The following is a 14417-nucleotide window of genomic DNA, read 5'->3' on the forward strand; positions in this document are numbered from 1 at the left end:
AATGAAAGGGAATGTAGCCAAAACAGGAAGATCATTTAAAAATAGAGTTGGTTATATATTAAAAGATGATCACACCTTTATTTGTAGCAATATGTCATCAGATAAAAATAATGTTAGCGATCTTACTGATGAGTTTAAAACTGTAAGCGGTTTTAGACCTGATATAAAAAAACCAACTTTTCATGCGTTTTTATCTCTTCCAAAAAATGAGAAGCTCACAGATGAACAATGGCAAGAAATAGCAAAAGACTATTTGAAGGAAATGAATATCGATATAGAAAAACATCAATATATTTGTGTGCGTCATAAAGATACAGATAAAGACCATATTCATATTGTAGCAAATAGGGTTGGGCTGGATGGTTCGGTATGGCTTGGTCAACACTCAGCATTTAATACAATAGCAGCTTGTGAACGTTTAGAAGTAAAACACGGCTTAACCATTACTAAAGGCTTACAAGGGCAAAAATCAGAGGTATCAGCACCAACCAAAGCAGAGATAGAGCAAGCCCTACGCAAAGGTGAGAAACCAGCTCGTATCGTTCTACAGAACGCATTACAGGCGGCTATGTTGGGTAAACCAGATCTGCAGACGTTTATTGACAGAGTGCAGGCCGTAGGCATTGAACCTTGGTTCAATGTTGCCAGCACTGGCAACGTGGCGGGTTGTTCTTTCAGTGTGGGAGATGTGGCCTTCAAAGGTTCGCAGTTAGGTAAAAAATACAGTTGGAACACTATAAAAAACAAGGTGAAATATGACAAAAATAGAGATGATGAACTCATTAGAAGATTCGCAGCAAGAAAAACATATGACGAAAATAGTATTAGACGATCATTTGTTGAACCAAATATCAATGACGATAGAACCATTATCAGAAACGATGATGATATTATCGGAGTCAGTCAGCACAGCTTTAAACCAGACACAACAGACACTAACAAGAGTGAACAACTCATTAGAGGCAACAACAACCGCTTTAAACTCAGCGAAAAATATAATAGACCAACAGGCCCAAAAGTTAGAAGAACAACACAAAAAACTGCACAAGTACTCAACAGAATTAAAAAACAATACAATAAAGAACCAATCAAGCCTTATAATCAAGGTGGCTTCAATAGTGGGAGTTCTAAATTTAGCAGCGGTTCTATTGGTAGGATACTTGATCATGCAGAAACAGCCAACGCAGCCACAAATAAATTTAGACTCAAGAGAGGTAGCCGTTTCAATAGTAGAGCAACTAAGATCGAAGAAATAAGAGAACGTTTGGGTATTAAAAAACCAGTTATTCAGCCAAAGAATAAAGAAAAAATAGTTAAAGAAGAAATAAAGAAAAAGCCATCTCATTTAGCTGAAAATGAAAATAGATTTAAATCAAAATTCAAAGCTAGAGTGAAAATTGAAATGTTAAAATCAACACAGCAAGATGATGATCAAAAGTTGAAACATAGAACGTTAAAGATAAAATAAAAGAGGCGCGAGGCCTCTTTTATATATTATCACCTCTAAGCTATATAATCTCTAACGGTAGTTGATGCGTACTATCATTTTCTTGATGGTTTGTTTTTTTCGATAGTTTGCTTTTGACTACTTCAGCAACAACTTGAGCTAATTTACAAGGTACCGCATTGCCTATTTGGCTAAATACTTTTGATTGAGGACCAACGAAAATATAATCATTTGGGAATGTTTGTAGTATGATTGCTTCATCAATCGTCAATCTTCTTAATCTTTTGGGTGCATCTCCATATTCCGCCTTTTTTGTACCTTCCATTAAAGCCTTGTGATGTTCTTCAACCCAGCTTGGCATATCGTCATATAAATGCCCTTCATCAATTATAGGCGTTCTGTTTCCACCCATACTTGCAGGCAGTGTGCTTGACCATGCATCAGGATTTAGAGGTCTGCCCTGACCATTAAAAAGCATACCAGCATATGGAGACTTTCTCAGCACTGGTTTTTCAGCAAGAGTAATTTTCGCCTTGGTAATTCTTGAGTTTTTTTCACTGCCTGCGGGACCAAGATGTATTATAGCTTCACGTAAAGATATGGCTTTCTCTTTTTTGTGTTCGAAGTCAGTGTATGTTATTTGTTTATTATTACCAAATATTCCTATAATAAAAACACGTTCTCTGGATTGAGGGACACCAAAATCTTTTGCGTTAAGGATTACCATTGAAAGTGTATATCCTAATGCTGACATTCTTCTAAATATCTCTTCTCTAATCCCCTTGAATTTTTCTAATGCTCCTAAAGCTTTGACATTTTCCATTATAAAAGCTTTAGGCATGACTCGTTCAATGACGTCACAATATGAGAACACCAGTTTTGAGCGTGGATCATTCGGATCCATTCTACCAGCAACTGAAAAACCTTGGCACGGCGGCCCTCCGATTACTAAATCGACACCTTTATGTGTGCCTATTGCATCAAGATTTTTTTCTATATCTCCTTCATAAAGAACGGTTTCTTTATGATTTTCTCTATAGGTTTTGCAAGCGTAGGGATCTAGTTCATTAGCCGCAACGATTTCAAAACCTGCGTTTTGGACGCCAACATCCATACCACCCGCACCACAAAAGAGAGATACCGCTTTCATAAAACACCTTCAAAATATGTGAATTTCGAATATTTTATCTGTTATAGCATAATTTATTGATTATGAATACTAAAAAATCTATCCACAGCCCGGTTTATAGCGAGTTAATAGACAGACTTGCTGAAGAGCGTAAGCGCCTTGGTCTATCTCAATTGGAGGTAGCGACTGCGCTTAACCTTACTCAAGCTGATATATCCAAAGTAGAGCATAAAGAGCGCCGCTTAGATGTTTTAGAATTAAAGAAGATGTTGGAAGTTTATAGAATATCTGAAAATAAAAAACTCCGTGAAATAATAATCAATTTTTTTGTAATGGATAAATAATGAATGTTCAAACAAGAAATGATAAAGCTAAACAGTTTATTTTAGATCAACTATCAACTGTAGCTCAACTAAACGAAAGTGATTTTGAAGATTTACCTGATTTCCAAAGGCTTAAGTCTATTACTCAAGATTTAATTTATGTTAAGGCTATGGGGTTCAGAGGGATTGTTGCTACTGCTTTAACAGGCAAGTTTCTTGATGATAACTATGATTATTTGAATGATTTCTATAAATGTAATCCACGATCTATCTTTGAAAATGGAATATTTTATGCATTTCAGGAAATGAAAATACCCTGTGGGAAATCAGATCCATTAAATGTAGCAAAAAATAATAATGTTTTAGATGAAAATTGGGCTAAGGGGAGAAGACCTCAGAAAACTGCGATGGCTGCAGTTGATTTATTAAGAATCATTAGCAGTGAAGATGATGATGCTATTCGGCAAAAAATTGTCAATTATTTCTTTTTCCGTTTGTTATCTTATTCACAGGAGTGTGGTTCAGTAGTTATTCACACTCTTAATGAAACTTTCCTTTCAAATCAGATTGTTGCTTCAAAGTTAATTAGCTTTACCCTTAATTATCCAGAGTCTGGAACAATACCTCAGTTTGTTATTTCGAAAATATTATCTTCCCTATACAACGAGTCGTCTATTAAAGTTATTGGCGGAGATGAAAGTGTTTTTGGAACTAATACTACATCGAAAAAGCCTGCTGATATATGGCTTGAAAATGAAGGTGTAATATTAAATCTCTACGAAATAACTGTTAAGAAAATCGATTATAAAAGATTGGACGATAGTATCCAGTCCCTTGCTGATACAGATTCTCTAGAGAAGCCAATTATATTTATATGTCGATTGCCGGATGATATAAATACATTGGATGGATATCAAGAAGGTGTTTTAACGTATAAAAATAAATCATTTAATTTTGTGGATATAGCAGAGTTTATAAAAAGCACTATAGCTTTATTATCTTCAAGCCAAATTGAAATTCTTTTATCCGAAATAGAAGTGTTTATTGGATCATATTTAAGACCCATAAAAACTAAAAACGGGTGGAATGAAATATTCGCCATCTGATAACAATCATAAAGAGCAGAGTTTCTGCTCTTATTTAATTTAACCTATTCTTATCAAGAAATTATAGATTTATGCTTTTGGGCTTGAATATAGCTTCCCCACCACTGCATTAGATCTATTCTTTCAGCAAGATACTCAGCACGATTGTAAGCGGCTATGATTTCATTGTTCTTAGTATGAGCTAAGGCTGATTCAAGCACCTCGGTTCTGAACTTACCAGATTCTTCAGCAGCCGTTCTCGCTATAGAACGCAAACCATGGGCAACCAGTTCGCCACCGAAGCCCATGCGGATAATCGCTGCGTTAGCTGTTTGCTCATGCATGTGGTTAAGGGGGGCTTTGATACTTGGGAAAATCCACTCTCTATGACCACTGATTGGTCTGATTAACTCAAGGATACGCATAGCCTCTTTGCTTAGCGGAATCTTATGAGGGCGCTTCATCTTCATAAACTCACCGGGGATGTTCCAGAATCGATTAACTTCATCTATATCAATCCAACGAGCACGTACGGCCTCTCCCGGTCGAACCCATGTAAGAAGTTGCCACTCAATCAATAGACGTGTCTCAAGCCGTATAGACGCGTTTGACAGGGCAACCATGAATCGGGGGAGATCATCTGGTGGTAAAGCAGGCATGTTTTGCTTTTTAGGCTTACTGAATCGCTGACCAAGGTTATCAGCAGGGTTAAATTCAATAAGCTCTTCTGTAGCAGCCCAACGGAAAATTTCATTTAGACGTGAAATAATACGGCGTAGGGTTTCCAGTACGCCTCGTTGTTCAATTGGGTCAAGATGCTGTTTTAAGAGCTTGGGACGGATCTCTTTGATAGGAACATTGCCTAAACCGGGGAAGATATTCCGTTCAAGACTCCGCCATATGTCTTCTGCATGGTCTGAAGAGATACCAGAAGTCCTAACCTTCTCATCTAACCACTTCCTTGCAACAGCCTGTAGCGTGTGCTCAGTGGCATCCTTAAGGGCATTGGCTTTAGAGTTGTTGTGAATCTGCGGATCAATACCGTTTGCAAGCAACGACAAGTATTCATCGCGTAAAGCCCGTGCCTTGGCAAGTGTGAGATGAGGATAGGTTCCTAAGCTCATCTTGGTTCGCTTTTTAGTTACAGGCACCGCATACCTGAAATACCAGTTTTTCTTGCCGCCTACAGAGAGTGGGGCGATTCGTAGCATCAGGCCGTCACCATCAAAGAGGCTGATCTCCTTTTCTGCTGGCTTAGTATTTTTGATTTCGGTGTCAGTAAGTTTCTTAGCGATCTTTGCCATTTTAGGACCCTCGATTTTGGGACCCTTTGCGTTGGGTCCCAAAAAGGGTGCCATAACGAGTAGCTTCTAGCAAATCTCCGTAGACTTCTGTAGACATAAAAAAGCCCGCAAGGCTGGTTCCATGCGGGCTTAGTAGACTTCAGTATACTTCAAACAACTAAAAAGTGGTGGAGCTGGCGGGAGTTGAACCCGCGTCCGAAATTCCTACATACCATTTTTAGGCTAATAAAAACATACATTTAATTTTAAAATCATCACGTTATTGTTTTTTGTATTTGTCGGGTTTTATGTGATTTTAAGTCTGTGCCGCCAAAGTGCCGCCATAAATTAACGGTTCCAGTTGAGATTGTGAAGCGGGTTTTTTGTCACTGCATCTTCCAGGTGATCGGGCGCGAAGTGGGCGTAAACCATTGTCATTTTAATATCGGCGTGGCCCAGAATATCGCGCAGTACCAGTATATTTCCGCCGTTCATCATAAAATGACTGGCGAAGGTATGGCGCAGAACGTGGGTGCATTGGCCCTCTGGCAAGTCAATGCCTGCCCGCTTGACTGCACGCTCAAAGGCTTTTCTGCATGGCGTGAATAACTTCCCTCGGTTCTTTGGTAACTCGTCATACAGCGCCTGAGATATAGGAACCGTTCGGTTTTTCTTGCCCTTTGTTTTGGTGTAGGTGATTCGGTATTTAGATAACTGATGGCCCTGCAGGTTTTCGGCTTCACTCCAGCGGGCGCCGGTAGCTAAGCAGATTTTTGCAATCATGAGCAGGCTGGGGTTTTCTGAATCAGCGCAGGCATCCAGCAGGCGTTTAATTTCTTCCGGCGCCAGGAACGCCAGTTCCCCCTCTGCGATTTTAAATGTTGGAAGCCCGGCGAGTGGGTTGGGGGCTGACCAGTGGCCCAGCTTTTTCAGCGTGCCAAAAACTGATGATAGGTTGCGTTGTTCAAGGTTTACCGTGCGGGGCTTAACTGGCGACATAGGCAGGCCATCTTCATTTTTGACTTCACCTTTTAGGCGTGCTTCACGGTATTTTGTAAAGTCACCGGCAGTCAGCTCCGAGGCAATGGGATCACCCAGGCCATTACAAATAATGTTAAGTTTTGCCATCAGGCGCTTGGGGTCAGCAAGAGTCTGTCCGTAAAGTGAATGCCACTGCTTAATTACTTCTGACAATTGGCGCCGATCATCCTTTTCACCTAGCCATGGTTTTTTGTTCACTTCATCCATTGTGAAGTTTTCGAATGCTATGGCCTCGCCTTTCGTCGCAAATTGCTTGCGCACGCGCTTGCCATCGCGCCCGCTAGGGTAGCACTCGCACAACCATTTTCCGCTCGGCTGCTTTCTGATGGTCATAGGTTAGAGGCTCTTAATTACTTTTACTGCGCGCCCGATAGCTTCAATGTCATCTATGGAGCATTCAAAAGATGCTTCATCTTGCTGAACTACAATCTTGTTGCCTGGGACGCGTGCGATCTTGACGATGCTTTTAACTCCGTCGATATCGACTAGCCAATAGCCATTGCTGATCTGTTTCACTGACATATCAACAACAAAACTGTCTGTTGCTGTTTTTACAAACAGGGAATTTGACGAGTCGCCATCTATCAGCCTGCTATCCAGTAAGATTTCATCATCCGTTTGCAGTTCACCGTTTTTCAACTCAACATGTTTGATACTGGGAGCAACAATTTTAGAAAGTGGTCTTACTGTGATAGGAGTTTCGTTTTTAAGAATTTTACTTTCATCTTCACCCGTATACATGTCCCCTTGGCCTGTCGCTAACCATAGAAGTGAAATTCCTGTTTCTAGTGCACATTGAATTACCCATTCTGCCGGAAAACTATCTCTTAAGTATCTGTTTGCCATGGTGCTTTTCGATACTGAAAGATGCTCGCAAAGCTGTTGGCGTGAGCTGAAATTGTAGGCCTTAATGAGCCTATTGATTGCATCACGGCCCCCACTATCGTTTCCTGCCTTGATTAAACTCATAATCAAACCCCTTGACGCATATAAAAAGTGATCCTAATATCCGCTCATGGTTTGAAAAGCAAAACCAAACCATATAAAACGAGATGAAACGAAATCAAACTAAGAGATACTGCACTATGAGCACTGATATTTCAATTCGTGTACCAAAAGTGATAGCGACGCCAGCCGAATTTGCTGAGTGGGAAGGGTATTCCCGTGGTTCTGTTTATCAGATGATTCATAACGGTAAACTGGCTAACTACATTGAAAAGAAAGAAAAAAACAAAGGCCGCGTATTCATCCTTTACCTCAAGTACAAAAAAGACCAGGCAAGCAAAAACATGGACAAGTCTGCATTCAATTACAACGTTGTAGTTGGTTGTTAAGTTCAATTATGTGAACTTTTGAGGTATGAAACATGTTTGATTATAAGATTTCCAAACATCCACACTTTGACGAAGCCTGCCGGGCTTTCGCGCTGCGTCACAACATGGCGAAGTTAGCAGAACGCGCCGGAATGAACGTCCAGACTCTGCGCAACAAGCTGAACCCGGATCAGCCTCATCAGCTTACCCCGCCGGAAATCTGGGTGCTGACAGATATCACTGAGGATTCCACGCTGGTTGATGGTTTCCTGGCACAGATTCACTGCCTGCCGTGCGTGCCGCTGAATGAAGTGGCAAACGAGAAAATGCCGCAGTACGTCCTTAAAGCAACGGCTGAGATTGGGCACGTCGCAGCCGGCGCTGTTTCCGGTGAGCAACTGACGACTGCAGGACGCCGCCAGATTATCGACAGTATCAACTCTGTTACTCGCCTGATGGCATTGACCGCAGTCTCTATGCAGGCACGCCTGCAGAGTAGCCCAGCCATGACCAGCGCTGTTGATACAGTCACGGGTCTTGGCGCGTCGTTCGGCCTGCTGTGAGGTGCATATGCTGACTAAAGAACCATCTTTTGCATCATTGCTTGTTAAGCAAAGCCCTGCCCCACATTACGGTCACGGCTGGATCTCTGGAACGGATGGCAAGCGCTGGCATCCATGCCGCTCGCAGGATGCGCTGCTGGCTGACCTGTCCACATCAAAACAGGGGAAACCATGGCTATTGAAGGCGATGCTGCGACTGTTCCGCTAAGCGCTGGCCTCCGCCTTAATGGGTTAAACCACATCGCGGAATTAAGGGCGAAAGTGTTTGGCTTAAATATTGATTCAGAACTAGGGCGCTTTATTAGCGATATGCGGGAGCCACGGGATATTAACCATAAACAGAATGAGCGAGCACTGGCTGCAATATTCTTTATGGCAAAGATTCCGGCAGAACGTCATAGCGTCAATGTTAGTGAGCTGACGACTGACGAAAAGCGGGAGCTGATTAAAGCAATGAACCATTTCCGTACAGTGGTGAGCTTATTTCCAACTCGGCTAGCCATGCCGAATTAACCAACCACAGAAATTAAAGGCGTAAACCCGCCGGGCATTCCTTTGCCCAAATTCAGGAGAACGAACGATGCGAAATATTGAAACCCGATTCACCAAAAGCGGCCCAGATGATGCTGGCCTTAATCAGTTGCTGACGGATGTGCGCATGGAAGAACGCCGCGCGCGTGCTGCAGCAATGGTTGCCCGACTCGATAGCCTGGCTAGCCACATTATTTCCCGCCAGCTTAACCACGTTGAGGCTGCAGAGCTGCTGCGCGCCACGGCTGAAAACATCCAGAACGAAGCGCAGGAGATCCACTGATGGCTGATTCTATGGACCTTGTACAGCTGCGCGTTGAAGAAGAACGCCAGCGCCATATCCACCACGCCCGCAGCCGAAAGGCTGGGGCTTCTTCTCTTGAGTGCGAGAGCTGCGGAATTGTCATTCCGGCAGAACGCCGCGCTGCAGTTCCGGGCTGTGATCTCTGCGTAACCTGCCAGGAAATTGCAGAGCTGAAAGGCAAGCATTACGTAGGGGGTGCTGTATGACTACCGAGAAATTAACTAACCCGCTTACTGATAGCGAATTAGCACGTCTGATTTGGGGCCTGAAAGCGGAAGGGTTTCACCCGCGCCTATTGGCTGGTTTAGTAGAGCTGCAGCAGCGCCGCAAAGATGAGGCAGCGGAGCGTGAGGTTATTCACTGCTATCACTACAACGCTGAAATGAAAGCCAGCCATCGGGCTGGATATGTCGGAACCCGTGAAAGGGTTGCTGATCGTGCGTCTTATTTCCGCCTTATGGAGTTAATTGGTGAGCTAAATAATGACACTGTTACCGGCATTGTATCCCTTGGGTATTTAGGCGAAACCAGTGAGTTATTACAGGTGCAGGATGATTGTCAGCAGATGGCAGTAAATGGGGGCGCTGAATGAATATCAAAGCTCATACCTTAAAAATTGCGCCTAAACACCTTAATGATGTTATGGCGGGGCAAAAAAAAGCTGAATTAAGACGCGATGATGATCGGGGCTATAAGGCCGGGGATGTTCTTGTTTTGTGTGAATGGAAACATGGTAAATATACCGGACGAGAATGGGCGGCTGTAATTACTCATATCCTGCCAGTATGTGACGTTATTAATAATGTTGATGGTTGGGTGATGCTTTCTATTCGCTCATTAAATCCAGTCGATGCAATGATCTATATGCTTTCAGGAGGTGCTGCATGAGCACAATCCTGAAATGGGCTGGCAATAAGACAGCCATCATGCCGGAACTGAAAAAGCACCTGCCAGCAGGCCAGCGCCTTGTTGAACCTTTCGCGGGTTCGTGCGCTGTCATGATGGCGACAGACTATCCTCATTATCTTGTCGCGGATATTAATCCAGATCTTATCAATCTCTATAAAAAAATTGCCCTTGATTGTGAAGCTTTCATATCACGCGTACAAAATATTTTTGCGATTGCGAATAGAGAAGTTGCTTATTACAACATTAGGCATGAATTTAATCATTCCTCTGAAATTACTGATTTCATGAAAGCAGTTTATTTCCTTTATCTCAATCGTCATGGTTATCGTGGGCTGTGCCGTTACAACTTGAGCGGTCATTTTAATGTCCCTTACGGTAATTATAAAAATCCGTATTTTCCTGAAAATGAGATACGCGCTTTTGCAGAAAAGGCTCAACGCGCAACGTTTATCTGTGCCAGCTATGACGAAACACTGGCGCTGCTGCGGACGGGTGATGTTGTTTATTGTGATCCACCATACGATGGCACGTTTACCGCTTATCACACTGCCGCTTTTACGGAGGACGATCAATATCATCTGGCGTCTATTCTTGAACGCCGGTCATCAGAAGGTTATCCGGTTATCGTGTCCAACAGCGACACATCGCTGACCCGTTCTCTTTATCGCAATTTCACCCATCACCGTATCACCGCAAAGCGCAGCATGGGTGTGGCTGCCGGTGATAGTAAGTCCGCAGCAGAAATCATCGCTACAAAATCAGCAGACTGGTTTGGGGTTGATATGGCCCACAGCGCTGATCGCACTGTTTTTGCTGAGGTTCAGTTATGAGCACCTTGGCCTACTACAACGAGTTTGATCCGTTTGCGGCTCAATGGCTGCGAAATCTGATTGATGCAGGGCTAATTGCACCTGGAATTGTTGACGACAGGAGTATTTCGGATGTTACAGCAGCAGACCTCAAAGGATTCACGCAATGCCATTTCTTCGCCGGAATTGGCGGATGGTCACTCGCATTACGCCTCGCAGGCGTCCCAGACAACTTTGCTTGCTGGACCGGAAGCCCGCCATGCCAGCCATTTAGTTCAGCAGGAAAACAACTCGGTCAGCTCGATGAGCGACATCTCGCACCAACTTTCATGCGGCTTGTCACTCAGTGCCACCCTCCAATCCTCTTTGGCGAACAAGTTGCGGCAGCGATTGGAAAGCACTGGCTCGATGATCTATTCGATGAGCTGGAAAGAGAAAATTACGCCTGCGGGGCGGCTGTATTGCCAGCGGCAAGCGTCGGTGCCCCGCACAAGCGTGACAGGGTTTATTTTGGTGCGGTCAGCATGGCCCAGCCCTTGCGCCCAGAATGGAGTGGTGAACGGCTACACGGACTGGCTGAAAGTTATCAGAAGAAAAGAGGCGGGGAGGCAACAGAACCTACAGGATGTAGTAATTCTGGCTGCATGGCCCACTCCTACTGCGAACGATTTCAAGGGGAGTGGAAAAACCGTCATTCGGAAAGACGGGAAGGATCGGACGTTCGACCGGCTGGATTATGCGACGGAGCAGGGTTTGGCTCCGTGGCCTACAGTCACGACCATAGACAACAATCAGGTTGCCGGGATGGGAGCTGCAGCAATGCATCCCGCGAGAGGGACAACATTGGGCGGAGCGGCACGATTGGCGACATGGGCGACACCTCGCGCAGTGGATGGCAGCAAGGGGAGTCGCAGCTTTCAGGGATGCGAGAAAGAAATGGAGAGAAAGGGAAAACTGGACGACCTGCCAAGCCAGGCAACCTATCTCACTTGTGCAATCAGAATAACTGCTTCTGGAAAGACGCTGACTGGATTGGATGCAGGGATGGGAGATTCAGGCCGGTTGAATCCGGCACATTCCCGCTGGCTGATGGGATTCCCGCCAGAGTGGGACGTTTGCGCGGCTACGGTAACGCGATAGTTCCACAAGTTGCAGCAGAGTTTATCGGTGCTTTTCTTGATGGCTACGGGGAAATGTTGTGAAAGCCGCATTTCCATGGAACACACCTAAAAAAGCGGTAAACCCGTATGTAGACCCGGCGGAAGTTGCGCCGGAGTCTGCGCTTTCAAACCTGATCGCTCTTTACGCTGCGGATAACGAGCAGGAGCAGCTGCGCCGTGAGGCGCTGAGCGATGAGGTATGGGAACGCTATTTCTTCAATGAATCCCGTGATCCTGTCCAGTGCGAAATGGAGCAGGACCGGCTGATTAGTCGTGCCAAGATGGCGCGCGAGCAGCAGCGTTATAATTCCGATCTGGTCATTCTGGCTGACGTTAACGCCATGCCGTCCCATATCAGCAAGCCTCTGCTGGAGCGGATTAAATATTTCCATAGTCTGGGCAGAGCAAAAGCCTATTCCCGCTACCTGCGCGAAACAATCAGGCCATGTCTTGAGCGGCTGGAGCGCGTGCGTGACAGTCAGGTGTCTGCCTCTTTCCGGTTCATGGCGAGCCATGACGGACTGGAGGGGCTGCTGGTACTGCCTGAAATGAATCAGGATCAGGTCAAGCGTCTTTCCACGCTGGTTGCGGCTCATATGAGCATGTGTCTTGATGCGGCCTGCGGTGATCTGTTTGTCAACGACGATGTTAAACCAGAAGAAATCCGGCAGGCATGGGAAAGGGTTGCCGCAGAGGCGATGCGCCTTGAGGTCATCCCGCCTGCGTTTGAGCAGTTACGCCGCAAAAAGCGTCGACGCAAGCCGGTGCCCTATGAACTGATCCCACCGTCGCTGGCGCGGATGCTGTGCGCTGACTGGTGGTATCGCAAATTGTGGCAGATGCGCTGCGAGTGGCGGGAGGAACAGCTGCGTGCTGTCTGCCTGGTCAACAAAAAAGCGTCCCCGTATGTCAGCTATGAAGCCGTGATCCACAAGCGCGAGCAGCGCCGCAAGTCGCTGGAGTTCTTCCGCTCACATGAGCTGGTCAACGAAGACGGTGACACGCTGGACATGGAAGACGTGGTGAACGCAAGCAACAGCAACCCGGCACACCGCCGTAATGAAATGATGGCCTGTGTTAAGGGACTGGAGCTGATAGCGGAAATGCGCGGAGACTGCGCAGTGTTCTATACCATCACCTGCCCGTCACGCTTCCACGCCACCCTCAACAACGGCAGACCTAATCCGAAGTGGACCAGCGCCACCGTCCGGCAGAGCAGTGACTATCTGGTTGATACGTTCGCCGCTTTCCGCAAGGCAATGCACAAGGCGGGTCTTCGCTGGTATGGCGTCCGTGTGGCAGAGCCGCACCATGACGGCACCGTGCACTGGCATCTTCTGTGCTTTATGCGCAAAAAAGACCGCCGTTCCATCACTGCGATGCTGCGCAAGTTTGCCATCCGCGAAGACCGCGAGGAACTGGGCAACAATACGGGGCCGCGTTTCAAGTCCGAGCTTATCAACCCGCGCAAGGGCACACCGACCAGTTATATCGCTAAATACATCAGCAAGAACATCGACGGGCGCGGGCTGGCTAAAGAAATCAGCAAAGAAACCGGCAGATCACTGCGTGACAGCGCCGAGCATGTCAGCGCCTGGGCGTCACTGCACCGTGTCCAGCAATTTCGTTTCTTTGGTATTCCGGGGCGTCAGGCATACCGCGAGCTGCGCTTGCTGGCTGGTCAGGCGGCGAGAGTGCAGGGCGAACGCAAAGCGGGCGCACCGGTACTGGATAACCCGCGTCTGGATGCGGTACTGGCGGCAGCTGATGCGGGCTGCTTTGCCACCTACATCATGAAGCAGGGCGGTGTGCTGGTTCCCCGCAAACATCACCTTGTCCGCACGGCTTATGAGCTTAACGACGAGCCGAGCACCTACGGCGATCACGGTATCCGTATCTATGGAATCTGGTCCCCGATTGTAGAGGGCAAGATTTGCACGCACGCGGTGAAGTGGAAAAAGGTTCGTAAGGCCGTTGATGTTCAGGAGGCGGCAGCCGACCAGGGCGCTTGCGCCCCTTGGACTCGTGGCAATAACTGTCCCCTAGTGGAAAATTTGAACGAATCAGGGGCGGAAACTGCGCCAGCTGCAACTGATATAACGACCATGGATGACCAAACACTGCAGGAATACCTGCATGGAATGGGGAAAAAGGAACTGCGTGAGTTAAACACCCGCCTGCGGCTGGTAAAACCGAAGCGCCGTAGGGGCTATAAACAGGAAATCAGCGATCAGCAGCGTCTGCAGATGGAGTATGAGCTGCAGTCCAGGGGCTTTGACTGTGGTGACAGGGAGATCGATTTGCTTCTGCGAGGTGGCAGTATCCCATCTGGCGCTGGCCTGCGGCTTTTTTACCGGAACCAGCGACTGCAGGAAGATGACAAATGGCGGCAGTGGTATTGATTTTCCTGATTATTTGATTTCTATCAGCGCTATCTGATTGAAAGCAAAAAAGGGTTTTACAATTCGAAATAGCTACTATACTGTATATATAAACAGTGGGTATACATACAGTTATTTG

Annotated in this window: 18 protein-coding genes and 1 pseudogene; 15 read left to right on the forward strand and 4 right to left on the reverse strand. The window is 45.9% G+C overall.

The window, feature by feature from the left end:
* The first annotated feature begins 1 nt into the window (after position 1).
* Complete coding sequence (locus AC6I4B_RS05830) at positions 2–1468, forward strand: relaxase/mobilization nuclease domain-containing protein (protein ID WP_088543284.1); 1467 nt, start codon at positions 2–4, stop codon at positions 1466–1468.
* A gap of 40 nt (positions 1469–1508) precedes the next feature.
* Here the strand turns inward: AC6I4B_RS05830 and AC6I4B_RS05835 are convergent, their stop codons facing one another.
* Positions 1509–2597 carry a DNA cytosine methyltransferase gene (locus tag AC6I4B_RS05835; protein ID WP_088543285.1) on the reverse strand — a complete coding sequence of 363 codons (1089 nt, stop codon included), beginning with the start codon at positions 2595–2597 and terminating at the stop codon, positions 1509–1511.
* A 62-nt stretch (positions 2598–2659) separates the two neighbouring features.
* On the opposite strand from AC6I4B_RS05835, the gene AC6I4B_RS05840 reads away from it, so the two are divergent.
* Complete coding sequence (locus AC6I4B_RS05840) at positions 2660–2920, forward strand: helix-turn-helix domain-containing protein (RefSeq protein ID WP_088543286.1); 261 nt, start codon at positions 2660–2662, stop codon at positions 2918–2920.
* Positions 2920–4005: a hypothetical protein gene (locus AC6I4B_RS05845; protein WP_474523100.1), complete on the forward strand. Its 1086-nt coding sequence runs from the start codon at positions 2920–2922 to the stop codon at positions 4003–4005. Before AC6I4B_RS05840 ends, AC6I4B_RS05845 begins: the two co-directional genes overlap by 1 nt.
* A 53-nt stretch (positions 4006–4058) precedes the next feature.
* On the opposite strand, the gene AC6I4B_RS05850 is transcribed toward AC6I4B_RS05845, so the two are convergent.
* The 3 genes from AC6I4B_RS05850 to AC6I4B_RS05860 form a co-directional block, all read right to left on the reverse strand.
* On the reverse strand, positions 4059–5288 hold the full coding sequence (locus tag AC6I4B_RS05850) for an integrase domain-containing protein (RefSeq protein WP_177950652.1): 1230 nt from the start codon (positions 5286–5288) through the stop codon (positions 4059–4061).
* Between the two features lie 327 nt (positions 5289–5615).
* Positions 5616–6641, reverse strand: a complete 1026-nt coding sequence (locus tag AC6I4B_RS05855; protein WP_497770274.1) for a site-specific integrase — start codon at positions 6639–6641, stop codon at positions 5616–5618.
* A gap of 3 nt (positions 6642–6644) precedes the next feature.
* Complete coding sequence (locus tag AC6I4B_RS05860; protein WP_497770276.1) at positions 6645–7277, reverse strand: phage repressor protein CI; 633 nt, start codon at positions 7275–7277, stop codon at positions 6645–6647.
* 116 nt (positions 7278–7393) lie between these two features.
* Here AC6I4B_RS05860 and AC6I4B_RS05865 point away from each other — a divergent pair, with 116 nt between their 5' ends.
* The 12 genes and pseudogenes from AC6I4B_RS05865 (at position 7394) to AC6I4B_RS05920 (ending at position 14299) form a co-directional block, all read left to right on the forward strand.
* Complete coding sequence (locus AC6I4B_RS05865) at positions 7394–7642, forward strand: hypothetical protein (protein ID WP_016150823.1); 249 nt, start codon at positions 7394–7396, stop codon at positions 7640–7642.
* 32 nt (positions 7643–7674) lie between these two features.
* A complete protein-coding gene (locus AC6I4B_RS05870; protein WP_497770277.1) occupies positions 7675–8184 on the forward strand; it encodes a phage regulatory CII family protein in 510 nt (169 codons plus the stop codon).
* Between the two features lie 7 nt (positions 8185–8191).
* The gene (locus tag AC6I4B_RS05875; protein ID WP_312637538.1) at positions 8192–8392 is read left to right on the forward strand and encodes a phage filamentation protein Fil family protein; all 201 of its coding nucleotides are present in this window, start codon (positions 8192–8194) and stop codon (positions 8390–8392) included.
* Complete coding sequence (locus AC6I4B_RS05880; protein WP_312637537.1) at positions 8356–8697, forward strand: DUF5347 family protein; 342 nt, start codon at positions 8356–8358, stop codon at positions 8695–8697. The genes AC6I4B_RS05875 and AC6I4B_RS05880 overlap by 37 nt, the downstream gene beginning before the upstream one ends.
* 67 nt (positions 8698–8764) lie before the next feature.
* Positions 8765–8998 carry a DUF2732 family protein gene (locus AC6I4B_RS05885; protein WP_497770279.1) on the forward strand — a complete coding sequence of 78 codons (234 nt, stop codon included), beginning with the start codon at positions 8765–8767 and terminating at the stop codon, positions 8996–8998.
* Positions 8998–9225, forward strand: a complete 228-nt coding sequence (locus AC6I4B_RS05890) for a TraR/DksA family transcriptional regulator (RefSeq protein WP_185667917.1) — start codon at positions 8998–9000, stop codon at positions 9223–9225. Before AC6I4B_RS05885 ends, AC6I4B_RS05890 begins: the two co-directional genes overlap by 1 nt.
* A complete protein-coding gene (locus AC6I4B_RS05895; protein ID WP_497770281.1) occupies positions 9222–9611 on the forward strand; it encodes a hypothetical protein in 390 nt (129 codons plus the stop codon). Before AC6I4B_RS05890 ends, AC6I4B_RS05895 begins: the two co-directional genes overlap by 4 nt.
* Positions 9608–9907: a DUF3850 domain-containing protein gene (locus tag AC6I4B_RS05900; protein WP_497770282.1), complete on the forward strand. Its 300-nt coding sequence runs from the start codon at positions 9608–9610 to the stop codon at positions 9905–9907. Before AC6I4B_RS05895 ends, AC6I4B_RS05900 begins: the two co-directional genes overlap by 4 nt.
* Positions 9904–10758, forward strand: coding sequence for a DNA adenine methylase (locus AC6I4B_RS05905; RefSeq protein WP_497770284.1), 855 nt, complete (start codon positions 9904–9906; stop codon positions 10756–10758). Before AC6I4B_RS05900 ends, AC6I4B_RS05905 begins: the two co-directional genes overlap by 4 nt.
* Positions 10755–11213 (forward strand): annotated as a pseudogene (locus tag AC6I4B_RS05910) (DNA cytosine methyltransferase); the annotation flags it as partial. The gene AC6I4B_RS05905 and the pseudogene AC6I4B_RS05910, both read left to right, overlap by 4 nt.
* Positions 11104–11877 (forward strand): hypothetical protein, encoded by a 774-nt coding sequence (locus AC6I4B_RS05915; protein WP_497771957.1) that lies wholly within the window; start codon positions 11104–11106, stop codon positions 11875–11877. The pseudogene AC6I4B_RS05910 and the gene AC6I4B_RS05915, both read left to right, overlap by 110 nt.
* 58 nt (positions 11878–11935) lie before the next feature.
* Positions 11936–14299 carry a replication endonuclease gene (locus tag AC6I4B_RS05920; protein WP_497770286.1) on the forward strand — a complete coding sequence of 788 codons (2364 nt, stop codon included), beginning with the start codon at positions 11936–11938 and terminating at the stop codon, positions 14297–14299.
* The last annotated feature ends 118 nt before the right edge of the window (positions 14300–14417 follow it).

This window comes from Kluyvera fluvialis (genome assembly GCF_059725275.1).